Consider the following 24,031-nt stretch of genomic DNA (forward strand, 5'->3'; position numbering starts at 1 on the left):
GGACATGCCCCGAACCGGACCCGACACACAACCAGAGGCGCCCATGGCCCTTGAGACGACCAGCACGCTGGCATTCCTGCAATCGGTCCACCCCTATGACGCCATGGCGCCGGACCGGCTGGCGCAGGTGGCGGCGGCGATGACGCCCGCCGGCTTTCAGCCCGGCGCGCCGATCTATGCGCTGGGCGAGGTGCTGGCCGGGCTTTGTCTGATCGTCTCGGGCGAGGTCACGATTTCCGATGCCAACGGCGTGCAGGTCTCGGCACTGGGGCCGCGCAACTCCTTTGGCGAACGTGGTCTGCTGCGCGACCGGCACGCCGTCACCTCGGCCCGCGCCAAGACCGCGGTGCGCCTGCTCATACTGCCGGCGGCGCTCTTTGAGACGTTGCTGCGCGAGGACCGGGCCTTTGCCCGCTATTTCGATCGCGTCCGGCCGCGCCGGGCCGCCGCGCGCGACCTGGCCGAGATGCGGGTCGGCTACCTGATGGCGCCCGATCCGCTGTCCTGCCCGCCCGACACCACCGTGCAGCAGGCCGCCGCGATGCTGCGCGAGGCCAAGGTGTCGTCGATCGGGGTGGTCGAGGGGGGGCGGCTGCTGGGCATTCTCACCACCCGCGATTTCACCACCCGCGTGCTGGCCGAAGGCCTGCCGGGCGACACCCCGGTGAGCCGGGTGATGACGCCCGATCCCGCGGTGCTGAGCGTCAACGATCTGGGGTCGGACGTGCTGCACCTGATGCTCGAGCGGCGGATCGGCCATGTGCCGGTGACCGAAGCCGGCAGCTTTCACGGCATCATCACCCAGACCGATCTGACCCGGCAACAGGCGATCGGCGCGGCGGTGGTGGTCAGCGACATCGCCTTTGCCGAGAGCGTCGACGAGCTTGGCGGCTTCACCCTGCTGATCCCGCAGGTGCTGGCGCAGCTGGTGGCCACCGGCAAGCCGCATGATGTGGTGACCCGGCGGATCACCGATATCGCCGATGCGGTGACCCGCCGGCTCTTGAAAATGGCCGAGGCGGCGCTCGGCCCTCCGCCGGTGCCCTATCTCTGGCTGGCCTGCGGCAGCCAGGGCCGCCGCGAGCAGACCGGGGTCAGCGATCAGGACAACTGCCTGTTCCTGGACGACAGCGCACAGCCCGAAGATGACGCCTATTTCGCGGCGCTGGCCCGGTTTGTCTGTGACGGGCTCGACGCCTGCGGGTATTACCATTGCCCCGGGGAGATGATGGCCACCAACCCGCGTTGGCGGCAGCCGGTCGCCACTTGGCGCGGCTATTTCGCCGCCTGGGTGGCCACGCCCGACCCCATGGCGCAGATGTTGGCCTCGGTGATGTTCGACCTGCGGCCGATTGCCGGCGACGCGCGGCTGTTTGCCGACTTGCAGGCCGAGACGCTGGCGCGGGCGGCGGGAAATTCGATCTTTGTCAGCCACATGGTGTCGAATTCGCTGAAACACGTGCCGCCGCTCAGCCTGTTGCGGGGCTTTGCCACCATCCGCTCGGGCGAGCACAAGGACACCATCGACCTCAAGCACAACGGCGTCGTGCCGGTCGTCGATCTGGCGCGGGTCTATGCCCTGACCGGCCGGCTCGGCCCGACCAATACGAGGGCACGGCTTCTGGCGGCGCAACAGGCGCAGGTGATCTCGGCCACCGGCGCGCGCGACCTGATTGCCGCCTATGACCTGATCGCCCAGAGCCGGCTTGAACATCAGGCCCGTCAGATCAAGCACAGCGCCGCGCCTGACAATTTCATGGCCCCGACCAGCCTGTCCGATTTCGAACGCGGCCACCTGCGCGACGCCTTTGTCGTCGTGCGCACCATGCAATCCGCCCTCGGCCACGGCCGCGGCACCCTGGGATGACAGCTCATGTTCTATGAACTTCTAGCCACGATCTTTGCCGGCCTCGCCGGCGGCGGCCTGATCTACGGCCTCAGCCGGCTGACCCGGGGGCGCATTCCGCACTCATGGACGATTGCCGGCGCGGCGCTGGTGATGATCGCCTTTTCAATCTGGAACGAATATAACTGGTTCTCCCGCAGCGCGGCGCAATTGCCCGACGGCGTCGTGGTGGTGGCGGCCAGCGAGAGCCGTGACTGGTATCGGCCCTGGACCTATGCGCTGCCGGTGGTTCCGCGCTTTGCCGCGCTCGACACCAATTCGATCCGACGCAACCCGGACGTGCCGCAGCAGCGCATCGCCGATCTCTATTTGATGGAGCGCTGGCGCGCGGCGGTGGGCGTCCGAATCGCGGTGGATTGCGCTCGCCCGGCGCAGGCGCGGCTCGAACAGGTGACCTATGGCGAGGAGGGGGCCATGATCAGCGACAGCTGGGAGCAGATGGCCACCGACGATCCGCTGATCGTTGCGGCCTGCGGGTAGGGGGAGCGATGACCGGGAGCACGGAAGGCGCGCGTATCCTTTTGGTGGAGGACGAGCAGAACATCGCGCTGGCGCTGAAATTCCTGATCGAGAAGATGGGCCACCAGGTGACCCATATCGACGACGGCCACCGGGCGCTGCAAGAGGTGGCGGGGCTGGCGCCTGATCTGGTGCTGCTTGATGTGACGCTGCCGGGGGCCTCGGGCTACGAGATCTGCCAGCACATCCGCGCCAGCCACGCGCTCGATGCCACCCGCGTGCTCATTCTCACCGCGCGCGGTGCCGATATCGAACGGCGCAAGGCGCTGGCGCTGGGGGCGGATGGCTTCATGTCGAAACCCTTCGAGATGTCGGAGCTTCAGGCACAGGTCGCGGCGCTTCTGGCGCGGCCAAGGGAGGCGTGACCCGATGCTTGCCCGCAAGAGCCTGCGGCTGCGCGTCTTTCTGTTTTTTGTCCTGCTGGCGCTGGCCAGCCTCTCGCTGATCGCCGGCGGTCTCTGGCTGGGCTATTCCCGTGCCAGCGCGCCTCGCGATCCGGCCGGTTTCGTGTTGGCGGGCGCTGTGGCGGGCTTTGCGGTGCTGGGGCTGGTGACCTGGATCTGGCGGCTCTTCGACGAAAACCTGGCCCGCCCGATGCAGGCACTGGCGGCGCAGATGCGGGTGCTGGCCCATGCCGAGGACACCCGCCTGCCGGCCCCGGAAAGCGCCCGCTACCTCGGCGATCTGGCGCCCGCCGCCCAGGCCATTGCCGCGCGCCTGGCCGAGACCCGGGGCGACCTTGCCCGGGCCATCGAACGCGAGACCACCCGGCTTGCCGAGGAAAAGGCCCGGCTCGAGGCGCTGCTGGCCGATGTCAGCGCCGGCATCCTGCTCTGTTCGGCGGATCACATGGTGGTGTTCTACAATTCCGTTGCCCGCGATCTTCTGCAAGCCGGCAACGCACCGCGGCTCGATCAGCCGGTGACGGCCTGCCTGCGCGAAGGGCCCCTGCGGCATGCCCATGACCGTCTCTGCCGGCCGGGCGCGACTCAACAGGAAACCCAGTTTCTTGCCGCCACCCCGGACGGCCGGGCGATGTTCACCGTGACGATGCGGCTGGTTGGACAGGGCGCGGCGCAGGCCGGGGGCTACGCGCTCACCCTGCGCGACGTCACCGCCGAGATCGGCCTGCACGCCGAGCGCGAGGCGCTCTTGTCGGAGATGATCGAGGACATGCGCCGCAAGGCCGCCAACCTCGACACCCTGAGCCGGTTGCGCCGCGCCGGGGCGGATCCGCTGGAGCAGGCGTTTCAGCAGGAGACCCGTGATCTGGCGCAGGCGGTCGACACGTTCGGCCAGCGCTACAACGAGATTGCCCAAAGCCACTGGCCGCGCTCGGAGATTGCCGCGCGCGACCTGATGGACAGCCTGCGCGCCAGGCTGCGCGGCGACGGGCTGGCCTTCGGCACCGATCACCAGCGGCTCTTTGTGCTCTGTGACGGCTTCATGATGGTGACGCTGCTGGCACGGCTGGCCGGGCAGGTGGTGGCGCAGGGCCATGGCGCCTCGGTCGCGGTGGCGCTGGGCCCGGGCGCGACGCCGGACGAAGCGCTGGTGACGCTGAGCTGGCAGGGCAGGCCGGTGGCCCTTGGCGCGCTGGAGGACTGGCTTGCCGCGCCGCTCGACCCGGCACAGCCCGAGCTGACCGGGCGACGGGTGCTGGCGCATCACGGCACCGATGTCTGGCCGGAGGACGGAGCCCGGGGGGACGCGCGGCTCTGCCTGCCGCTGCCGCGTGTGGAAGAGACCGGCGCGCAGGGCCTGCGCGGCGCGGTCTATGATTTCGCGCTGTTCGACAAGTCCCGCGCCGCGCCGCTGGCCGACCGGCGGCTGAACGAGCTGACCTATGTGGTGTTTGACACCGAGACCACCGGCTTGCTGCCCAGCCAGGGCGACGAGATCGTGCAGATCGCGGCGCTGCGGGTGGTGGGCGGACGGCTGCTTGAGGCCGAGCGGCTCGAGATGCTGGTCGATCCCGGCCGCAGCATTCCCGCGGCCTCGACCCGGGTGCATGGCATCACGCAAGCGATGGTGGCGGGCGCTCCGGGGATTGCCGAGGCCGGTCGCCAGTTGCACGATTTCGCCCGCGGCGCGGTGCTGGTGGCGCATAACGCACCGTTCGACATGGCGTTTTTTCACAAGCACGCGGATGCGATCGGGCGCCGCTTCGATAATCCGGTTCTGGATACCGTGCTGCTTTCGGCCGTGCTTTTCGGTCTGACCGAAGAGCACAGGCTCGATGCGCTCTGTGTCCGGCTTGGCGTCATCCTGCCCGAGGAGCAGCGCCACACCGCGATGGGCGATGCGCTGGCCACCGGCAGGGTCTTTGTGAAAATGCTCGGAATGCTGTCAGCGCAGGGGTTTGACAGCTTTGGCCAGGTGCATGACGAAATGAAGAAGCAGATGCGGCTTTATCGGCGCTGATCCGGCGGCGCGTGGGGGGCGTGCAGGGGCTGCCATCACGCCATGCAGGCGCTGCGCTTGCCCTCCTGCTCCGGGGCGGCGCGCGGAACCGAGGGTGTTCCGAGGCATTTGTGCGGGGCGGGCCTGTGGGATGGCCCGCCCCGTCTTGGGTCAGGCGGCCCGGGCGGCGGGGCCGAAACGTTTATAGAAGCTTTGGCCCTTGGCGGCCATCTCGCGCAGGAGATCGGGACAGGCAAAGCGCGCGCCATGCGCCTCGGCCAGCTGGTCGCAGCGTTCGGCGGCATAAGGCGCGCCGATCATGTCGAGCCAGCTGAACGGGCCACCGGACCAGGGCGCAAAGCCCCAGCCGAGGATGGCGCCGACATCGCCTTCGCGGATGTCCTCGAGCACGCCTTCCTCGAGCGCGCGCACCGCCTCGAGCACCTGGGCAAAGAGCAGACGGTGCTGCACCTCGGTCAGATCGGGCTGATCCACGGCCTGCGGGTACTGCGCCTTGACCGTTTCCGACAGCCCCTGGCGTTTGCCGGTGGCGTCATAATCGTAGAATCCGGCCTTGGTCTTGCGGCCGAGCCGGCCTTCGGCCTCCATCCAGAAGATCACCTCGTCGACCTCGCCATCGGGATAGGCGTCGCCCATCGCCGCCCGGGTGGCACGGGCGATCTTGGCGCCGAGATCGATCGAGGTCTCGTCTACCAGTTGCAGCGGGCCGAGCGGCATGCCGACCATCTTTGCGGCATTCTCGATCAGCACCGGGGAGACGCCTTCCTTGACCATGCGCATGCCCTCGTTGATGTAGGGGATGATGCAGCGATTGGCGTAGAAGAAGCGGGCGTCATTGACCACGATCGGGGTCTTGCGGATCTGGCGGACATAATCCAGCGCCTTGGCCACCGCGCGGTCACCGGTTTGCTTGCCTTTGATGATCTCGACCAGCATCATCTTTTCCACCGGCGAGAAGAAGTGAATGCCGATGAACTGCTCGGGGCGGCTCGAGGCCTTGGCGAGCTGGGTGATCGGCAAGGTCGAGGTGTTCGAGGCAAAGATGCAATCGTCGCCGATCACCGCTTCGACCTTAACCGTGACTTCGGCCTTGATCTTGGGGTCTTCGAACACCGCCTCGATGATCAGGTCGCAGCCCTCGAGCGCGGCGTATTCGGTGGTGGCTGTGATGAGCGACAGCGTGGCCGCTTTCTTCTCTTCGGTGGCTTTCTTGCGCTTGATGCCCTTGTCCATGTAGTCGGCGGTATAAGCCTTGCCCTTGTCCGCCGCTTCCTGCTTCTGGTCGATCAGCACCACCTCGATGCCGGCGAGGGCCGAGACCAGGGTGATGCCTGCGCCCATCATGCCGGCGCCCAGCACGCCCACCTTCTTGACCTTCTGGTCGGGGGCCTCGGGGCGGTTGGCGCCTTTCTCTAGCGCTTCCTTGTTGATGAAGAGCGAGCGGATCATCGCCGCCGACGACGGGTTCATCAACACGTTGGTGAACCAGCGCGCCTCGACCTTGAGCGCGGTGTCGAAGGGCACCAGCGCGCCTTCGTAGACCGCCGAAAGCAGTGCCTTGGCGGCCGGATAGACGCCCTTGGTCTTGCCGTTGACCATGGCCGAGGCGCCGACGAAGGTCATGAAACCGGCCGGGTGATAGGGCGCGCCGCCGGGGATCTTGTAGCCCTTTTCATCCCAGGGTTTGACGAATTTCGGCTCGGACAGGATCCACTCTTTCGCGGCGGCGACGGGATCATCCGCCACCTCGTCGATCAGCCCGGCCATCTTGGCCTTTTTCGGATCCGAGAGCTTGCCTTCGAGCAGGAAGGGCGAGGCCGCCATGGCGCCCATCTTGCGCACCAGACGGGTGGTGCCGCCGGCGCCGGGGAAGATGCCGACCATGATCTCGGGCAGGCCGATCTTGGCCTTCGGGTTGTCGGCGGCAAAGACCCGGTGGCAGGCCAGCGGAATCTCGAGCCCGATGCCCAGCGCGGTGCCGGGCAGGGCGGCGGCCACCGGCTTGCCGCCCTTGTTCTTGTCGTCCATGCCGCCGCGCTCGATCTTGCGCAGGATGGCGTGCATCTGCATGATGCCGTCGAACAGCCCGCGCGCGGGATCGTCGCCGGCGCTTTCCTTCATCTTGGCGATCACGTTGAGATCCATGCCGCCGGCAAAATCCGGCTTGGCCGAGGTGATAACGATGCCCTTGACGGCGTCATCGGCCAGGGCGGCATCGAGATGGCCGTCAAGCTCGGCCAGCCCGTCGAGGGACAGCACGTTCATGCTCTTTTCAGGCACGTCCCATTCGATGATGGCCACGCCATCGGCGTCCTTGCGCAGGGTAAAATCGGTCATTCTGGCTCTCCCAAATCCTTGAACGGCGCTCACAGGCGCTCGATGATCGTTGCGGCCCCCATGCCGGACGCAATGCAGAGCGTGGCGAGACCCACGCCCTTGCCGCTGCGCTCCAGCTCGTCGAGCAGGGTGCCGATGATGATCGCGCCGGTGGCGCCCAGCGGATGGCCCATGGCGATGGCGCCGCCGTTGACGTTGACCTTGTCATGATCGACATCGAACGCCTGCATGAAGCGCAAGACGACGCTGGCAAAGGCCTCGTTGACCTCGAAGAGATCGATGTCGGAGATCGACATCCCGCTGTCGGCGAGAATTTTCTCGGTCACCGGCACCGGGCCGGTCAGCATGATCGTCGGATCGGTGCCGATCTTGGCGGTGGCGCGGATGCGGGCCCGGGGCTTGAGCCCATGCGCCTCGCCGAATTCCTTGTTGCCGATCAGCACGGCGGCGGCGCCATCGACGATGCCCGAGGAATTGCCGGCGTGGTGGATGTGGTTGATGCGCTCGAGATGCGGATATTTCATCAGCGCCACGGCATCGAAGCCGGGCATGGTTTCGCCCATGTCCTTGAAGGCGGGCTTGAGGCCGCCGAGGCTTTGCATGTCGGTGCCAGGCCGCATGTATTCGTCCGCTTCGAGGATCGGCAGCCCGTTGACGTCACGCACCGCGACAACGGATTTGTCGAACCGCTTGTCCTGCCAGGCGGCGGCGGCGCGCTTCTGGCTCTCCACCGCCAGCGCATCGGCGTCATCGCGGGAAAAGCCGTATTCGGTGGCAATGATATCGGCCGAAATGCCCTGCGGCACGAAATAGCTCTCCATCGCCAGCGACGGATCGACGGCAATCGCCGCGCCATCGCTGCCCATGGCGACGCGGCCCATCATCTCGACCCCGCCGGCGATATAGGCCCGGCCGGCGCCGCCGCGCACCTGATTGGCGGCCAGGTTCACGGCCTCCATGCCGGAGGCGCAGAAGCGGTTGATCGAGAGGCCGGGAATGCGTTCGTCAAGATCGGAGGCCAGCACCGCCGAGCGCGCCAGGCAGCCGCCCTGTTCGCCCACCTGGGTGACATTGCCCCAGATCACGTCCTCGACGGCATGGCCGTCAAGCCCGTTGCGGTCCTTGACCGCGTTCAGGATCTGGGCCGAAAGCCGCAGGCTGGTCACCTCGTGCAGGGAGCCATCCTTGCGGCCCTTGCCGCGCGGGCTGCGCAGGGCGTCGTAAATATAGGCGTCGGTCACGTGCATCCTCCTCAGGTGGCCCGGTCGGCAGGCGAGCCGGGCATCAGGTCATAGGGGGGCTTCCACCCCGGTGTTTCGGAAAGCCGGCTGAGCCAGGCGTCGATATTGGGCCAGTCGGCCCGCTCGAAGCCGAAGGGCTCGGGATAAAAGAGATAGCCGCAGCAGCTCAGATCGGCGTTGGTGAGGCCCGCGCCGACGATCCAGTCGCGGCCGGCCAGATGGGCATCGAGCACCCCGTAAGCGGCCTTGAGCCGGCCCTGCATGAAGGCGATCACCTCGGCCGGGCGTCGGTCTTCCGGCAGAAAGTTCATCAGGAAGCGCAGCGGGCCGTTCTGGCCGGACAGCTTGTGATTGTCCCACAACACCCAGCGCAGCACCTCGCGCGCCTCTTCCGGCGTGGCGCCGCCGAACTTGCCGGTCTTTTCCGTGACATAGGACTGGATCACACCGGACTGGCTGAGCCGGGTGTCGCCATCCACCAGCACCGGCACCTCGCCCATGGCGTTGATGGTCTCGCGGTATTCCGGCGTGCGGGCCGCGCCATTGAAGAAATCGACATAGACCGGCGTCCAGTCGAGGCCGGAGAGTTCCAGCGCCAGCGCCGCCTTGTAGGCATTGCCGGATTCGCCGAAGCAGTGGAGTTTCATGGTCATGTCTTCCCATTCCTGATCTGGTCGCCCCTGGCGGGCGTGGCACTGGCGTATTTTTCAAAGAGAAGAAGCAGCAGGGGGTAACCCGTTGTTAAGGTTAATCGGCGAGGCTCGAAGGTGCGGTACAGGCTGGCGAGCCGATGACCGCAAGAGGAGAAGCCCCGTCGCCCCGCCAGCAGCCCGCCGCGGGTCCGGGCCGGGTGACGGGGTGGACCTCCCTTTCGTGTTTCTTCTCTTTCCAAATACGCCTTTCTGCGGGCGGTCCGGGCCCGCGTGACTTTGGACGCTGTCGCGCCGGTCGCTGTCACCTGCCGCGCCCTCATCGCTTCCGCGCATCCAGGTCCGAGTTGAAGAGCCGCAGCCTGTGGGTCAGCGCCTCGTTGTCGGTGATGCTGTCGAAATGCTCGAAGACGAAGGACAGCGCCTCGCCCTCGTCGAGACCGGCGGCCTCGGCAAAGCGGCGCAGCCGGCGATAGCCGTCTTCGGTCATCGCCGCGTTGAACCGGCGGGTGAGGCGAAAGCGTTTGGGCATCGGGCGGTCCTTGATCTGAGAGGTCGGGTGGGGGGTGTTCCCCCACCGTATTTTCAGAAGTTCTCGGCCGCCAGCCCCATCACCGGCGCCGCGCCGGTCTCGATCCGCGCCAGATGCGTCTTGGTCATCGGCAGTTGCCGCGCCATGTAATAGCGCCCGGTGGCGAGCTTGGTTTCGTGGAAGTCGCGGTCGGCGGTGCCGGCGGCCAGCGCTGCCTGCGAGGCCTTGGCCATCCGCGCCCACATCAGCCCGAGGCAGACATGGCCGAAGAGATGCATGAAGTCATGGCTGCCGGCCAGCGCCGCGTTGGGGTTCTTCATGCCCTGCTGCATGAAGAACATGCCGGCCGCCTGAAGATCCTTCGACGCGGCTTTCAGCGGCTCAACGAAGTCCTCGAGATCCGCGTCGTCGGCGTTCTCCTTGCAGAATCCCTTGACCATGTCGAAGAAGCCCATGACGTGTTTGCCGCCGTCCTGCGCCAGCTTGCGGCCGACGAGGTCGAGCGCCTGCACACCATTGGCGCCCTCGTAGATCATCGCGATCCGGGCGTCGCGGGCAAATTGCGACATGCCCCATTCCTCGATGTAGCCATGGCCGCCGTAAACCTGCTGCGCGGCGACCGTGCAGTCAAAGCCCTTGTCGGTGAGGAACCCCTTGATCACCGGCGTCAGCAGCGAGATCAGCCCCTCGGCCTGCGGGTCATCGTTGCGGTGCGCCCGGTCGATCAAATTGGCGCCCCAGAGGCCAAAGGCCCGCGCGCCTTCGACAAAGCTCTTCTGGTCGAGCAGGTTGCGCCGGATGTCGGGATGCACGATCAGCGGATCGGCCGGGCCATCCGGGTTTTCCGTGCCGGTCACCGCCCGGCCCTGAAGCCGGTCCTTTGCATAGGCCAGCGCATTGTCATAGGCCACCGCGGCCTGGCCCAGGCCTTGCAGGCCGACGGCGATGCGCGCCTCGTTCATCATGGTGAACATCGCCCGCATGCCTTTGTGTTCGGTGCCGAGCAGCCAGCCCTTGGCACCGTCGTAATTCATCACGCAGGTCGAATTGCCGTGGATGCCCATCTTTTCCTCGATCTTGCCGACCGAGACGCCGTTGCGGTCGCCGAGGCTGCCGTCGTCGTTCACCAGGATCTTGGGCACGATGAAGAGCGAGACGCCCTTGATCCCTTCGGGGCCGCCGGGAATTTTCGCCAGCACCAGGTGGATCACGTTGTCGCTGAGGTCATGATCGCCGGCCGAGATGAAAATCTTCTGTCCGGTGATGGCGTAGGAGCCATCGGCCTGCGGCTCGGCCTTGGTGCGCATGAGCCCGAGGTCGGTGCCGCAATGCGGCTCGGTCAGGTTCATGGTGCCGGTCCAGTCACAGGTGACCATCTTCGGCAGGTACATCGCTTTTTGTGCCGCCGTGCCATGGGCATGGATGGCGGAATAGGCGCCATGGGTCAGGCCCGGATACATCTGGAACGCCATGTTCGATGCGGTCAGCATTTCGCCCACCGCGGTCTGAACCAGGTATGGCAGCCCCTGCCCACCATACTCCGGGTCACAATCCAGGGCGGTCCAGCCACCTTCACGCAGCTGATCGAAGGCTTGTTTGAACCCCTTCGGCGTGCGCACGACGCCGTTCTCCAGTGTGCAGCCTTCGGTATCACCCACCACGTTGAGCGGTGCGAGCACATCGCGCGCGATCTTGCCGGCTTCTTCCAGCACCGCGCTGGTGAAATCAGCATCCAGCTCGTTATAGCCGGGCACATCCTGCGCCGGTGCGTTCAGCACCTCGTGCAGAATGAATTGCAGATCCTTGGTAGGCGGTGAGTAGCTGGGCATCTGGGTCTCCCTAGGGGTCTTACATGGCCGCTATTCTGCGGCCTTCTTGTGAGCGGACATCGAGGCGATCATCTTTTCGCCCCACTTCAACTGGTCCTTGAGGTCCTTGATGTTGGCGTCGAGTTCGGCACGCTGGCGCTCCAGATCGTCAAGCCGCTTGCTGGCAAGCTCGTAGGTCTGGCGCAGCTGCGTCTGCTGCTGATCGCCGATATCGTAGAGGTCGAGAAGCTGGCGGATTTCCTCGAGCGAAAACCCGAACCGCTTGCCGCGCAGGATGAGCTTGAGCCGGGCCCGGTCGCGGCGGGAAAACAGACGTTTCTGCCCGTCGCGTCGGGGGAACAAGAGTTCCTTGGCTTCATAGAAGCGGAGAGTTCTTGGAGTGACCTCGAATTCATCGCACATCTCGCGGATTGTCATCGTTTGTTCTGTCATTGGTAGCACCTGTTGATCATCGTCGACCAAGGTGCAGTTGCAAATCGCACCCTCTGCCTACAATGGGAAAAATGGGTGACGTAACCCAAACGCTACGTCAGTTTCAGGGTGACGTAAGATCACTGCGCATCACCCTACGTCAGCGCAACATTCTAACCGCTTTGAAAAGGGCCGGAGGCCGCTTCGGCCCCGTCGTTCAAGGTCTCTGCGGTCTCTTTGCGAAGGTCGCTCAGCTCGCGCATCGCGGCGTCGAGCTGTTCTTTCTGCTCGGCCAATGCGATCAGCTGACGGTCGGCCATATCGAGAAACACCCGCATCTGCGCGCGGGTGCCTTCGTGGTCGTAGATCATCAGCCATTGCCGGCATTCCTCGAGCGAGAAGCCAAAGCGCCGGCCGCGCATGACGAGTTCCATCCGCGCGATTTCGCGCGGGCCGTAAAACCGAGAACGGCCTTCGCGCTCTGGCGAAAGCAATTCGATATACTCGTAATAACGCAAGGTTCGTGGTGTGACGTCAAACTTGGCGCACATCTCCTTGAAGCTGAGCCTTGTCTCGCTCATGCCGCATTCCCCCGGTTGCTCTGCTGCCTGCCTCACACCGAAACACCACCCCCAAGGCGGCTTGCGCTCCGGGCATCGGGCCATCCGCGGACAGATTAGGCCAAAAAGGGCGGGGGGCGCAATGACCGCTCGCCGCTTGCAACCGGTGAGCGGGAATGCGCATAAATCGGAAACACTGCAAGGACAGAACATGCCGACCGACAAGACTTCCTTTGCCCGACAGTTCATCGGCAGCATCCCGCATTCACGCGAGCTTGGCATGACGATCACCGAGGTTTCGGACGGCAAGGCCGAGATCGCCATGGGATATGACACCCGCTTTGTCGGCGACCCCGAAACCGGGGTGATCCACGGCGGCGCGGTCTCGGCGCTGATGGACACCTGCTGCGGCACCGCGGTGATGAGCCATCCGCAGGTCGGCGGCGCCACCGCCACCATCGATCTGCGGATCGATTACATGCGGGCCGCCACCCCGGGGCAGACGATCACCGCGCGGGCGGAATGCTACCATGTCACCCGGACGGTGGCCTTTGTCCGCGCCACCACCTACGACGAGGATTTCGACCGGCCGGTCGCCACCGCAACCGGCGCCTTCACCGTCGAGAAAAGCTGAGCCCCGAAACCGCCTGACCCCGAGGTCGCCCCATGCCCCAGAACCGCCGTGAACCCCTGCAACAGGTCAAGCACCGTCGCGACGCCGCCCTGCGCGCCCTGGCCGGCGGCATTCCCTATGCGCAATACCTGGGCATCACCTTCGACCGGCGCGGCGACGAGTTGACGGCGCTGCTGGCCTATGACGACAAGCTGATCGGCAACCCGATGCTGCCGGCATTGCACGGCGGGGTGACGGCGGCCTTTCTCGAGGTGACGGCGATTGTCGGCCTGTCGTGGTCGTTCATCTGGGAAGACATGGAAAGCGGCGCCCTGCCGCTCGAGGAGGTCGAGGCCGGCACATTGCCGCGCCTGCCCAAGACGATCGATTTCACCGTCGATTACCTGCGCTCGGGCCTGCCGCGCGACAGCTATGCCCGCGCCCGGGTGACCCGTTCGGGCCGGCGCTATGCCAGCGTGCACGCCGAGGCCTGGCAGGACAACCGCAACCGGCCGCATGCCCAGGCGACCGGGCATTTCCTGATGCTGCCCCGTGACTGACCCAGCCATGGGACCGGCGCCAGGGCCCGCGCCGCTGACCCATCGGCGGGTGCTGAAGATCTCGCTGCCGATCATGCTGGCGGCGATGACGACGCCGCTGATCGGGGTGGTCGATACCGGCGTGGTGGGCCAGATCCCCGCCGCCGAACCGATTGCCGCGGTCGGTGTCGGTGCGGTGATCCTCTCGGCGGTCTACTGGATCTTCGGCTTTCTGCGCATGGGCACCACCGGGCTGACCGCGCAGGCGGCGGGGCAGGGCGATAGCGCCGAGGTGGCGGCGCTGCTCACCCGCGGGCTGATGATCGGCCTGGCGGCGGGGGTGATGTTCATCCTGCTCCAGCCGCTGCTCTATCCGCTGGCCTTCGCGGTCTCGCCGGCCTCGCCGGAAGTCGAGGCCATGGCGCGCGACTACATGCAGATCCGCATCTGGTCGGCGCCGGCCGCCATCGCCATCTACGGCATCTCGGGCTGGCTGATCGCCCAGGAACGCTCGCGCGCGCTGCTCGGGCTGCAACTCTGGATGAACGGCGCCAACATGGCGCTTGACGTGGTCTTCGTGCTGGGCCTCGGCTGGGGGGTCAGCGGCGTGGCGTTGGCCAGCTTCCTGGCGGAGTGGAGCGGGCTGGCCATGGGACTCTGGATGTGCCGCGCCGCCTTTCGTCACCCGTCCTGGCGCGACTGGGCGCGGGTCTTCGACCGGGTGCGGCTCAAGCGGATGGCGGTGGTCAATGCCGACATCATGATCCGCTCGGCGCTGTTGCAGGCAATCCTGGTGAGCTTTCTGCTCTTTGGCGGCCGTTTTGGCGATGCCACCCTGGCGGCCAATCAGGTGCTGCTGCAATTCCTCTACGTGACCGGCTATGCGCTCGACGGTTTCGCCTTTGCCGCCGAGGCCCTTGTCGGCCAGGCCTTCGGCGCCGGCGCGGTAGACAGGGTCCGGCGCGGCGCCGCGCTCACCACGCTCTGGGCGACGATCACCGCCGGGCTGCTGTCGCTCCTGTTCTGGCTGTTCGGCCCGGCCTTCATCGACATCCTGGCCAAGGCCTCCGACGTGCGGCTTCTGGCGCGCGAATTCCTGCCCTGGATGATCGCCGCGCCGGTGATGCAGATCGGCCTGACCATGCTCGACGGCATCTTCATCGGCGCCACCCGGTCGGCCGACATGCGCAACATGATGCTGCTGGCGGCACTCTGCTATCTCGCCGCGGTCTGGCTGTTGACCCCGGTCTGGGCCAACCATGGCCTGTGGCTGGCGCTGCATGTCTCCTTTGCCGCCCGCGGCCTCAGCCTCCTGGCGCGGTATCCGGCGCTGGAGCGGGCGGCCCATGCCGTAAGCGCCGCCCGGCAGGCAGGCTGATCGCGCCGCCACCGGGGCTGAAGCTGCGGAAGGATCAGCCCGCCACCGTCTCCCGGATCACCCGTTCCAGCTTTTCCAGCAGCTTCTGGTTGTCAAAGCGGTCCTCGGCCACCTGCCGGGCCTCGGCGGCCATGGCGGCGCGGTTCCCGGCGGTCATGGCGCTGCGGATCGCGTCGGCAAAACCGGCCTCGTCGTGCTCGTCCACCAGCCAGCCGGTGCGGCCTTCGTCGACCGCCTCGGGGATGCCGGCATGGCGGGTCGAGACGGTCAGGCAGCCGCAGGCCATGGCCTCCTGGATGGCGGTGGGCAGCCCTTCGGTGTTGCCGTTGGCGGCGGTGATCGAATGCTGGAGAAAGAATTCGGTGCCGGCCAGACGGTCGCGCACCGCCTCATGCGGCTGGGCACCGTGGAAACTCACCCTGGCCTCGGCTCCGGCTTCGGCCACCAGGGCCCGGGCCGGCGTGAGCAGGGGGCCGTCGCCGATGACATCGAGATGCGCCCCCGCCAGCCCCTCGCTCGCCTTCAGGAAGGCGCGGAGGGTCACCAGCGGCGCCTTCTTCTCGACCATCCGCCCCACTGCGAGGCACGAGAGCGGGCGTTTCTCGGCGGGCCGGAACAGCCGCACGTTCACCCCCGAAGGGATCACATGCGCATTGGGATGGGTGACGCCGCGCGCCGCCAGATTGTCGAGCAAGAATTGCGAGACCGAGAACACCCCGGCCAGCCGCGGCATCATCTTGGCATAGGCGCCGGGGATATTGCCCTGGTTCAGCGCCTTGGAGGCATCGGTGCCGCGAAAATAGGAAAAGCAGGGAATGCCCATCTCGTTCGCCAGCGGCGCCACCGCCAGCGCCTGGGTGCCGAACTCGGCTAGGATCCCCTCGATGCGCTGTGCTTTCAGAAAGGCCTTCAGCTCGCGTTTGGCCTGGCCGAACGGCAGCCGCCCGGTGCCGTGGCGCAGCCGGTTGATCCCGACGGCGAGGGGCATCATCAGCCGGTCGGCCAGCCCGGTGTCGCGGCCGCGCCGGTTGAACCAGGCCACGTCATAGGGATTTTCGCCGTGATAGCGGCCGCAGACCACCGCCGCCGCGCCGCCGAAGATGTGCTGGATATGACGGTTGATGAAGGTCTCGCCGGGCAGGTGATACTCACCGGTCACGATGCAGATGCGCATGGGCGCGGGGCCTTTCCTTGGTTCCGCGCCTGCCTAGCAGCGCCCCCCGATTGCCGCAAGCGCGGCCTTAGCGATCGCTCTTGAAGACCCCGGTCAGCGCGCTCTGCACGATGCCGCGCACCGAGGGGCGGGTCTTGACCCCGAAAGGCACCGGGCGACAGACATCCATCGCGGCGACGCCGACCCGCGCGGTCAGCGCCCCGTTGACCATGCCCTCGCCAAAGCGCCGCGAGAGCTTGCCCAGCAGCGAGCCGCCGAGCAGCGGCTCGAGCATGTCGTCGCCCACCGCCACCGCGCCGGTGGCCACGATATGCGCCATCACCGCCTTGGTCAGCCGCCAGCTGCCCAGCGTGCCCGAGCGGCCGCCGTAGATCTCGGCGATGCGGCGGATCATCCGCAGGTTGGAGGTCAGCGCCGCCACCACGTCGGCCAGCGCCAGCGGCACCACCGCCGTCACCGTCGCCACCTGCCGCGCCGCCGCCTCGACCTCGCGCCTGGCGGCGGCATCGAGCGGCGCCAGCAGGTCAAGCTCGACCTCCCCGAGCATGGCGTCGGCGTCAAAGGCATCCTCCATCCCGTCGCGCAGCTTGTCGCGGCCCCAACGCGTGTCCTCGCGCCCGGCGTAGAAGGTCAGGAGATCGGCGGCCACCGCACGCGCGGCCTTGAGATCGGAATTGGCCAGTGCCTCATCCGCCCGGAGCCGCAGCCTGTCGATCCGCCGCAGCCGGCCGAAGGCGGCGACCTCCTTGAGCGAGATCAGCACCATCACCAGCAGCAGCGCGGCGATCAGCGCGGTCACCGCGTAGCCCAGGATCGGCTGCCGGTCGATCATCGCGGTGGCGAAATCCCAGGCCGCGACCGAGACAGCCGCGCCGATCACCGCCCCCAGCAGCCCCCAGAACCAGCGCGCCAGCCGCGACGGCCGCCGCGCCGCCAGCACCGCCGCCGTCTGCATCGCCTGGCCCTTGGGCGTCGGCGCGCCCAGTTCGGGCACTGGCGGCGCCTCGGCGGGCGAGGGGGTGTCTTCGTCAAGCTCGATCAGCACCGGTCCCTTGCTCATGTCTTGGCCTCCCAGGCATAGCGCACGTCGGGCAATTGCTCCTGGTTGCCCGCGCCGTCGCTGCGCGTCACCTCGGCAAAGCCTTCGCGTTCATAGAATTTCTGCGCCCCGGTGTTGCGCTGGAAGGTCCAGAGCTCGAGCCGGTTCGCCCGGGCCTTGGCGTCGTCGAGCAGCGCCACCCCGACCCCCTGGCCGCGCTCCGGCGCCGCCACGAAGAGCGCATCGATCTCTTCGCCATTGCGGGCGATAAAGCCCAGGATGCGGCCGTCGCCGCTCTCGACCACCCGGACCCAGCCCTTGTCGATCATCCGGCCGCAATGGGCCACGTCCTGCGCGCCGCTGTGCAGGTTCGGCTTCCACGGCGGCGTGTCCATGGCTTCGGTCAGGATCGCGGCGATCTTGCCGGCGTCAGTCGAACGGGCGTCTCGGATGTCGGGGCTCACAGCTTGTCTCCGATCAGGAATTGCGCCGCCCGGTCAATCCGGATGTGGGGCGGGCCGTCGCCGGGTTTGAGTGTCAGCGGCGCCGGGGCGAAGCGCATCGCCTGGAAATCGCCGTCGAGCCAGCGCTCGGCGCCGTCGCGCGCCGGGCCGAGCAGGGCGTTCGGATCCTCCGGCAGTTCGCCGGGGTAGAAGGCCGCCTGCCGGCCGCCGTCGAGCAGCGCGCCGCGCACGCAATCGAGGCTGCGGCCCTTGTGGTCGAGGGTCTGTTCGGTGGTGGCGCGCAACGCCGCGATCGACATCGCCGCCGTATCGGCGCCGGCAAAGCGCGCCCGGTCGCGGGCGTCGCGGGTCAGCGCCTCCATGATCGCGGTCAGCCGGGGGTGCTGGACGTGGTGCAGGTGATCGGCCTTGGTGGCGGCAAAGAGGATCTTCTCGACCCGCTTGCCCATCAGCAGGCGGGTGAGGAAATCGTTGCGTCCAGGGCGGAAGGCCGAGAGGATGTCGGCCATCGCATGGCGCATATCCTCGACCGCCTGCGGCCCCTTGTGGATCGCGCCGAGGGCATCGACCAGCACCACCTGCCGGTCGATCCGGGCAAAGTGATCGCGAAAGAACGGCTTCACCACTTCGCGCTTGTAGGCCTCGTAGCGCCGCTCCATCTCGCGCCAGAGCGCCTTGCGCGGGGTCTCTTCCGGCTGCGGCAGCGGCGCGAAGGTCAGCACCGGCGCGCCGGCCAGATCGCCGGGCAGCAGGAACCGCCCCGGCGTGCAGTCGTAGTATCCGGCGTCGCGGGCGGCGTTGAGATAGGTGGTGAAGCTCGCCGACAGCGCCTTGGCGACCGGCTCCCCGGCCGGCTGCGTCGCGTCGGTCTGACCGGAAAGCACCAGAAAATCAGCAGCTTCCGAGCGCCCCTTGATCCGTTGCATCACCTCTTCCGACCATTCGGCATAGCTCTTGTCCAGAAGCGCCAGGTCAAGCAGCCATTCACCGGGATAGTCGACGATGTCGAGGTGGATGACCCGCGGCCCCTGCAAGCCCGAAAGCAGCCCGCCGGGCTGCACCTTGAGCGAGAGCCGCAATTCGCTCACCGCCCGGGTGCTTTCCGGCCAATGCGGGCTGCGCGAGGTCAGGTCGCCCAGATGCGCCTCATAGTCAAAGCGCGGCACGGTATTGTCGGGCTGCGGCTGAAGATAGGCGGTGAGCAGCCGGCCCTCTGCGGCGGCGACCAGCCCCGGCATCCGCCCGCGATCCATCAGATTGGCCACCAGCGACGTGATGAACACCGTCTTGCCCGAGCGCGCCAGCCCGGTGACGCCCAGCCGGATCACCGGCTCGAAGAAGGTGCCGCTGACCGTATCGGTCACCGCTTCGACGCTGCGCAACACACCATCGGCCAAAGTATTGATGACCAAACCTGCCCCCTCGTTCTGACTGTTCCAGAGGATAGGCGCCGCGACGCCGCAGTTCCAGTGGCGCGAGGGGGATTGTTTCGGCCCGGCCCTCGGGGTAGATGCGCGGCCATGCCCAGATATGCGCTGAAAGTGGAATATGACGGCACCGGGTTCGCCGGGTGGCAACGGCAGGCCGATCAACCCTCGGTGCAGGGTGCGATCGAGGCCGCGCTGGCCCGTCTGGAGCCGCGCGACCACACCATCGCCGCCGCCGGTCGCACCGATGCCGGGGTGCATGCCCGCGGCCAGGTGGCGCAGTGCGACATGCTCAAGGAGTGGGATCCCTTCCGGCTCTCCGAGGCGTTGAACCACCACCTGAAACCCGCCCGTGTGGCGATCCGCGATTGCGCGCCGGTGGCCGATGACTGGCATGCGCGCTTCTCGGCGCTGGAGCGGCGCTATCTCTTCCGGCTGCTGTCGCGCCGCGCGCCCTGCACCATGGAGGCGGGGCAGGTCTGGCGAGTCAACAATCCGCTCGATCTCGAGGCGATGCGCGCGGGCGCGGCGCATCTGGTGGGGCATCACGATTTCACCACCTTCCGCTCGTCGATCTGTCAGGCGGCCTCGCCGGTCAAGACGCTCGACAGCCTCGAGATCACCCTGGCCGAGACCGATGCCGGGCCTGAATACCAGTTCCGCCTGGCGGCGCGGTCGTTCCTGCACAACCAGGTGCGCAGCTTCGTCGGCACGCTGGAACGGGTGGGCTCGGGCGCCTGGCCGCCCGATCGGGTCAAAGACGCGCTCGACGCCCGCGACCGCGCCGCCTGCGGCCCGGTCTGCCCGCCGCAGGGGCTTTACCTGATGGGCGTGGGCTATCCCGAGGATCCCTTTGCGCGATGAGCCCTTGCGCGCGGCGGCGTTCCGCCCTAGACAGCGCGCATGACACAGACACCCCGGATCCGACGAGATTTCTGATCTTCCCGCCGCGCCGCCCCGCGCGCGGCCCCGGCCTGTTTGTTTTCAATCCCATCAAAACCTTGACTTGACCGCGTGCCCTTGGCACCAATCGGCCTTCTTGCAAAGGATGACGCCATGATCCCTCCTGTCCTGCCAACCTACAACCGGGCAAAATTGCACTTCGCCAAGGGCGAAGGCAGCTGGCTGATCGAAGAGGACGGGCGCCGATTTCTCGACCTGGGCAGCGGCATCGCGGTCAATGTCATGGGCCATGCGCATCCGGCGCTGGTCAAGGCGCTGACCGATCAGGCGCAGGCGCTGTGGCATGTCTCCAACCTCTACGAGATCCCGCAGCAGGAGGCGCTGGCCCGGAAGCTGGTCGAGGCGAGTTTTGCCGACACCGTTTTCTTTACCAATTCCGGCACCGAATGCGCCGAGCTGGCGATCAAGATGGCGCGCCGGTATCATCACGCTGCCGGCCAGCCGGAAAAGACCGGCTTTCTTACCTTCGAGGGCTGTTTCCACGGCCGCTCCACGGCCGCCATCGCCGCCTCGGGCAGCGAAAAGATGACCCAGGGCTTCGGCCCCCTGATGCCCGGCTTCACGTCTCTGCCCTGGGACGATCTCGATGCCGTCGAGGCGGCGATCACCGAGACCACCGGCGCCGTGCTGATCGAGCCGATCCAGGGCGAGGGCGGCATTCGCCCGGCCTCCGACGCCTTCCTCAAGGGGCTGCGGGCGCTCTGCGATGCCCACGGTCTGCTTTTGATCTTCGACGAAGTGCAATGCGGCATGGGCCGCACTGGCCGGCTCTTTGCCCATGAATGGTCGGGGGTGACGCCGGATATCATGATGGTGGCCAAGGGCATCGGCGGCGGCTTCCCGCTGGGCGCGGTGCTGGCCACCGAGGCGGCGGGCGACCCGATGACCGCCGGCAGCCACGGCTCGACCTATGGCGGCAATCCGCTGGCCTGCGCGGTGGGCTGCGCGGTGATGGATCACGTCGGCACGCCGGCCTTCCTCGACAGCGTCAACCGCAAGGCCGGGCTGTTGCGCCAGAAACTCGAAGGCCTGGTGGCGGATCACCCCGGCATCTTCGAGGGGGTTCGCGGCCAGGGTCTGATGCTCGGGCTGAAGTGCCGGGTCGCCCCGGGAAATCTGGTCGCCGCCGGCTATGACGCCCAGGTGATCACCGTGCCCGCCGCCGACAACGTGGTGCGCCTCTTGCCGCCGCTGACCGTCACCGAGGACGACATCGCCGAGGCCGCCCGCCGTCTCGACCGGGCCGCCGCCGCGCTCGCTGCCTGATCTTCTTCTGTTTGAAAATACCGCGGGAGCTTGGGGGCTGGCCCCCAATCTTCCGCCAGAAAAGCGAATAGCCATGAACCATTTCCTCGACATCCACAAGACCGCCGCCGCCGACCTGCGGACCATCATCGACAATGCCCAGACGATGAAGAAGGCCCGGCTCGGCCGGACGCGCGGCGCGCCCGACGACGACCAGCCGCTGGCCGGCCGGATGGTGGCGCTGATCTTTGAAAAACCCTCGACCCGCACCCGGGTCAGCTTTGACGTCGGCGTGCGCCAGATGGGCGGGCAGACCATGGTGCTCTCGGGGCAGGACATGCAGCTGGGCCATGGCGAGACCATCGCCGATACCGCCCGCGTGCTGTCGCGCTATGTGGACCTGATCATGATCCGTACCTTCGATGAATCGGTGCTGATCGAAATGGCGGAATATGCCGATGTGCCGGTGATCAACGGTCTCACCGACCGCACCCACCCCTGCCAGATCATGGCCGATATCCTGACCTACGAGGAACACCGCGGGCCGATCCGGGGCAAGCGCGTGGTCTGGGCCGGCGACGGCAACAATGTCTGCGCCTCCTTCCTGCATGCCGCCGGGCAGTTCGGCTTCGACATGGTCTTTACCGGCCCGTCGCAGCTCGATCCCGAGGCCGAGTTCATCGGCCATGCCCGCAAGCAGGGTGTCAGCGTCACCATCGAGCGCGATCCGGTGCGGGCCGTGACCGATGCCGATCTGGTGGTGACCGACACCTGGGTGTCGATGCATGACAGCCAGTCCTCGAAGGAGCGGCGTCACAACATGCTGCGGCCGTATCAGGTCAATGCGGCGCTGATGCAGCACGCCCGGCCGGACGCGCTTTTCATGCATTGCCTGCCGGCCCACCGCGAGGAAGAGGCGACCTCGGAGATCATGGACGGCAAGCATTCGGTGGTCTTCGACGAGGCGGAAAACCGGCTGCATGCACAAAAGGCCGTCATGCGCTGGTGCCTGGGCGTCTGATCCCGGCGCAGAGGCGTGTCTCAGGGCGCTCAGGGCGCGTTCACGCCGATGCGTCGGCCGTGAGCGTCTTGGCCAGTGCGCCGGCCGCGGCCATGGCCGCGGCGCCGCGCAGCGGCCAGGTCTGCGTCAGCCCTTCGAACAACAGCAGCAGATGGGTCTCGCGTCCGGCAAGGCCGGTGGCGGCCGCCGCGCGGGCGGCGACTTCGGTCTTGTGGCGCTCGAGCAGGGCGCGCAGGTCGGCATTGCCGGGATCGGCGGCCACGGCGGCGTGAAACAGACAACCATGCGAGGCTTCGGTCTCCATCCATCCGCCGATCCGGGTCAGGATCTCGTCAAGCGCCGCCTCCGGCGCCGGCGGCAGATCGTCGAACACCCGCGCCAGATAGCGCCGGTGCCGGTTTTCCAGCGCCGCGCGCACCATTTCGACCCGCGAGGGGGTGTATTTGTAAAGCGTGCGCAGGCTTACCCCAGCCGCATCGCGCAGATCCTCGACGCTGGGCGCGGCAAAGCCGCCGCTGGCAAATGCGCGCTCAAGCCCGCTGGCGATCCTGGTCATCGTGTCGGTCATGCTTGACGATGTAGAATGGTTGCTCTACCTGGGCAAGTAGAGAGATCATTCTACACGTGGAGATTCCGCAATGACATTGCCCCGAACGATGAAAGCCGTTGTCCTGACCGGCCATGGCGGGCTCGACCGGCTCGAGTGGCGCGAGGACGTGCCGGTGCCGCAGCCGCGGGCCGGCGAGGTGCTGATCCGGGTCGGCGCCTCGGCGGTGAACAACACCGATGTGAACACCCGCACCGGCTGGTATTCCAAGGCGGTGCGCGGCGACACCGGCTCGGCCGCCGCCGGGGGTTATGACGGTGCCTCGGATGCCGATGGCGGCTGGTCGGGTGCGCTGAGCTTTCCCCGGATCCAGGGCGCCGATTGCTGCGGTGAGATCGTCGCCCTGGGCGCCGGTGTTGCGCCGGAGCGGCTGGGCGCGCGGGTGCTGGTGCGTCCGATGTACCGGCCTGAAGGGGGCGATGCCGATGCGCTGGAGACCTTCGGTTCGGAGCGTGACGGCGGTTTCGCCGAATATACCACCATCGATGCCGCCAATACCGTCCCGGTCGACAGCGCGCTCTCGGATGTGGAGCTGGCCTCCTTCCCCTGCGCCTTCTCGACCGCGGAAGGGATGATCCAGCGCGCCGCCCTGGGCGCCGAACGGGTGCTGATTACCGGCGCCTCCGGCGGGGTCGGCTCGGCTGCGGTGCAATTGGCCAAACGTCGTGGCGCCCATGTCACGGCGGTGACCAGCCCGGCCAAGACCGCGGCGCTCAGAACGCTCGGTGCCGATGCCACCCTGGGCCGCGACGACCAGCTGCCGCAGGACGCCTTTGACGTGGTGCTCGATCTGGTGGGGGGCACGCGCTGGCCCGGGCTGCTCGACGCGCTTGCGCCCAGGGGCCGCTATGTGACCTCCGGCGCCATTGCCGGGCCGATTGTCGAGCTCGACCTGCGCACCCTCTACCTCAAGGACCTGACCCTGATCGGCAGCACCCGGCAGGAGCCGCGGGTCTTCACCGATCTGGTGGGTTATATCGAGCGGGGCGAAATTCGCCCGGTGGTGGCCGAAACCCATCCGCTGCACGATCTGCGCCAGGCGCAGGAGGCCTTTCTGGAAAAATCCCACATGGGCAAGATCGGCATCCTGATCGCCGGCTGATGTCGTGGCGAAAATGATCGGGGCGCCCGGTGTCGGGCGCCCCGCGTGCG

Annotated in this window: 23 protein-coding genes; 11 read left to right on the top strand and 12 right to left on the bottom strand. The window is 67.2% G+C overall.

All coding sequences use genetic code 11. The annotated features are described in order from the left end of the window. Window positions 1-43: 43 nt before the first annotated feature. From BMW90_RS02790 to BMW90_RS02805, 4 genes are read left to right on the top strand one after another with little or no spacing between them, the layout of a single operon-like run. Window positions 44-1,867 (top strand): DUF294 nucleotidyltransferase-like domain-containing protein, encoded by a 1,824-nt coding sequence (locus tag BMW90_RS02790; protein ID WP_074834773.1) that lies wholly within the window; start codon window positions 44-46, stop codon window positions 1,865-1,867. 6 nt (window positions 1,868-1,873) lie between these two features. Next, on the top strand, window positions 1,874-2,386 hold the full coding sequence (locus BMW90_RS02795) for a hypothetical protein (RefSeq protein ID WP_074834775.1): 513 nt from the start codon (window positions 1,874-1,876) through the stop codon (window positions 2,384-2,386). Between the two features lie 8 nt (window positions 2,387-2,394). Beyond that, window positions 2,395-2,790: a response regulator transcription factor gene (locus tag BMW90_RS02800; RefSeq protein ID WP_048532455.1), complete on the top strand. Its 396-nt coding sequence runs from the start codon at window positions 2,395-2,397 to the stop codon at window positions 2,788-2,790. 4 nt (window positions 2,791-2,794) lie between these two features. Then, the gene (locus BMW90_RS02805) at window positions 2,795-4,849 is read left to right on the top strand and encodes a 3'-5' exonuclease (protein WP_074834777.1); all 2,055 of its coding nucleotides are present in this window, start codon (window positions 2,795-2,797) and stop codon (window positions 4,847-4,849) included. 150 nt (window positions 4,850-4,999) lie between these two features. Here BMW90_RS02805 and BMW90_RS02810 read toward each other — a convergent pair whose 3' ends face one another. From BMW90_RS02810 to BMW90_RS02840, 7 genes are all read right to left on the bottom strand, one after another. Further along, window positions 5,000-7,186 (bottom strand): 3-hydroxyacyl-CoA dehydrogenase NAD-binding domain-containing protein, encoded by a 2,187-nt coding sequence (locus BMW90_RS02810; RefSeq protein WP_074834779.1) that lies wholly within the window; start codon window positions 7,184-7,186, stop codon window positions 5,000-5,002. Window positions 7,187-7,215: 29 nt separating this feature from the next. Further along, window positions 7,216-8,427: an acetyl-CoA C-acetyltransferase gene (locus BMW90_RS02815; RefSeq protein WP_048533881.1), complete on the bottom strand. Its 1,212-nt coding sequence runs from the start codon at window positions 8,425-8,427 to the stop codon at window positions 7,216-7,218. Window positions 8,428-8,438: 11 nt separating this feature from the next. Then, on the bottom strand, window positions 8,439-9,080 hold the full coding sequence (locus BMW90_RS02820) for a glutathione S-transferase family protein (RefSeq protein ID WP_074834780.1): 642 nt from the start codon (window positions 9,078-9,080) through the stop codon (window positions 8,439-8,441). A 316-nt stretch (window positions 9,081-9,396) separates the two neighbouring features. Continuing rightward, window positions 9,397-9,609, bottom strand: coding sequence for a hypothetical protein (locus BMW90_RS02825; protein WP_048532451.1), 213 nt, complete (start codon window positions 9,607-9,609; stop codon window positions 9,397-9,399). A 53-nt stretch (window positions 9,610-9,662) separates the two neighbouring features. Further along, window positions 9,663-11,438: an acyl-CoA dehydrogenase C-terminal domain-containing protein gene (locus BMW90_RS02830; RefSeq protein ID WP_074834782.1), complete on the bottom strand. Its 1,776-nt coding sequence runs from the start codon at window positions 11,436-11,438 to the stop codon at window positions 9,663-9,665. A gap of 30 nt (window positions 11,439-11,468) precedes the next feature. Continuing rightward, the gene (locus tag BMW90_RS02835) at window positions 11,469-11,870 is read right to left on the bottom strand and encodes a MerR family transcriptional regulator (protein WP_048532449.1); all 402 of its coding nucleotides are present in this window, start codon (window positions 11,868-11,870) and stop codon (window positions 11,469-11,471) included. Window positions 11,871-12,022: 152 nt separating this feature from the next. Then, entirely contained in the window at window positions 12,023-12,430 is a 408-nt protein-coding gene (locus BMW90_RS02840) for a MerR family transcriptional regulator (protein ID WP_074834784.1), read from the bottom strand. A gap of 190 nt (window positions 12,431-12,620) precedes the next feature. Here BMW90_RS02840 and BMW90_RS02845 point away from each other — a divergent pair, with 190 nt between their 5' ends. The 3 genes from BMW90_RS02845 to BMW90_RS02855 are packed head-to-tail and all read left to right on the top strand — an operon-like array spanning window position 12,621 to window position 14,939. After that, window positions 12,621-13,043: a PaaI family thioesterase gene (locus tag BMW90_RS02845; RefSeq protein WP_074834786.1), complete on the top strand. Its 423-nt coding sequence runs from the start codon at window positions 12,621-12,623 to the stop codon at window positions 13,041-13,043. Window positions 13,044-13,075: 32 nt separating this feature from the next. Then, on the top strand, window positions 13,076-13,582 hold the full coding sequence (locus BMW90_RS02850; protein WP_048532446.1) for a PaaI family thioesterase: 507 nt from the start codon (window positions 13,076-13,078) through the stop codon (window positions 13,580-13,582). A gap of 7 nt (window positions 13,583-13,589) precedes the next feature. Next, the gene (locus BMW90_RS02855; protein WP_074834788.1) at window positions 13,590-14,939 is read left to right on the top strand and encodes an MATE family efflux transporter; all 1,350 of its coding nucleotides are present in this window, start codon (window positions 13,590-13,592) and stop codon (window positions 14,937-14,939) included. A 34-nt stretch (window positions 14,940-14,973) separates the two neighbouring features. Here BMW90_RS02855 and BMW90_RS02860 read toward each other — a convergent pair whose 3' ends face one another. From BMW90_RS02860 to BMW90_RS02875, 4 genes are all read right to left on the bottom strand, one after another. Continuing rightward, the gene (locus BMW90_RS02860) at window positions 14,974-16,113 is read right to left on the bottom strand and encodes a glycosyltransferase (protein WP_074834790.1); all 1,140 of its coding nucleotides are present in this window, start codon (window positions 16,111-16,113) and stop codon (window positions 14,974-14,976) included. 67 nt (window positions 16,114-16,180) lie between these two features. Further along, entirely contained in the window at window positions 16,181-17,173 is a 993-nt protein-coding gene (locus BMW90_RS02865; RefSeq protein WP_074834793.1) for a YcjF family protein, read from the bottom strand. Then, window positions 17,170-17,616, bottom strand: coding sequence for a GNAT family N-acetyltransferase (locus BMW90_RS02870; RefSeq protein WP_074834795.1), 447 nt, complete (start codon window positions 17,614-17,616; stop codon window positions 17,170-17,172). The genes BMW90_RS02865 and BMW90_RS02870 overlap by 4 nt, the downstream gene beginning before the upstream one ends. Continuing rightward, window positions 17,613-19,028, bottom strand: a complete 1,416-nt coding sequence (locus BMW90_RS02875) for a YcjX family GTP-binding protein (RefSeq protein WP_074834796.1) — start codon at window positions 19,026-19,028, stop codon at window positions 17,613-17,615. The genes BMW90_RS02870 and BMW90_RS02875 overlap by 4 nt, the downstream gene beginning before the upstream one ends. A 108-nt stretch (window positions 19,029-19,136) precedes the next feature. On the opposite strand from BMW90_RS02875, the gene truA reads away from it, so the two are divergent. The 3 genes from truA (at window position 19,137) to argF (ending at window position 22,272) form a co-directional block, all read left to right on the top strand. Then, complete coding sequence (gene truA / locus BMW90_RS02880; protein ID WP_074834798.1) at window positions 19,137-19,907, top strand: tRNA pseudouridine(38-40) synthase TruA; 771 nt, start codon at window positions 19,137-19,139, stop codon at window positions 19,905-19,907. 192 nt (window positions 19,908-20,099) lie between these two features. Beyond that, complete coding sequence (locus BMW90_RS02885) at window positions 20,100-21,272, top strand: aspartate aminotransferase family protein (protein WP_074834800.1); 1,173 nt, start codon at window positions 20,100-20,102, stop codon at window positions 21,270-21,272. Between the two features lie 73 nt (window positions 21,273-21,345). Further along, a complete protein-coding gene (argF, locus tag BMW90_RS02890) occupies window positions 21,346-22,272 on the top strand; it encodes an ornithine carbamoyltransferase (protein WP_074834802.1) in 927 nt (308 codons plus the stop codon). Window positions 22,273-22,312: 40 nt separating this feature from the next. Here the strand turns inward: argF and BMW90_RS02895 are convergent, their stop codons facing one another. Beyond that, window positions 22,313-22,840 carry a TetR/AcrR family transcriptional regulator gene (locus tag BMW90_RS02895; protein WP_074834804.1) on the bottom strand — a complete coding sequence of 176 codons (528 nt, stop codon included), beginning with the start codon at window positions 22,838-22,840 and terminating at the stop codon, window positions 22,313-22,315. Window positions 22,841-22,910: 70 nt separating this feature from the next. Between BMW90_RS02895 and BMW90_RS02900 the strand changes: the two genes are divergently transcribed. Next, window positions 22,911-23,981, top strand: a complete 1,071-nt coding sequence (locus tag BMW90_RS02900; RefSeq protein WP_074834806.1) for an alcohol dehydrogenase family protein — start codon at window positions 22,911-22,913, stop codon at window positions 23,979-23,981. Window positions 23,982-24,031: the final 50 nt, after the last annotated feature.

Origin of the sequence: Marinovum algicola, assembly GCF_900109145.1 — a bacterium.
Lineage (GTDB): Bacteria > Pseudomonadota > Alphaproteobacteria > Rhodobacterales > Rhodobacteraceae > Marinovum > Marinovum algicola.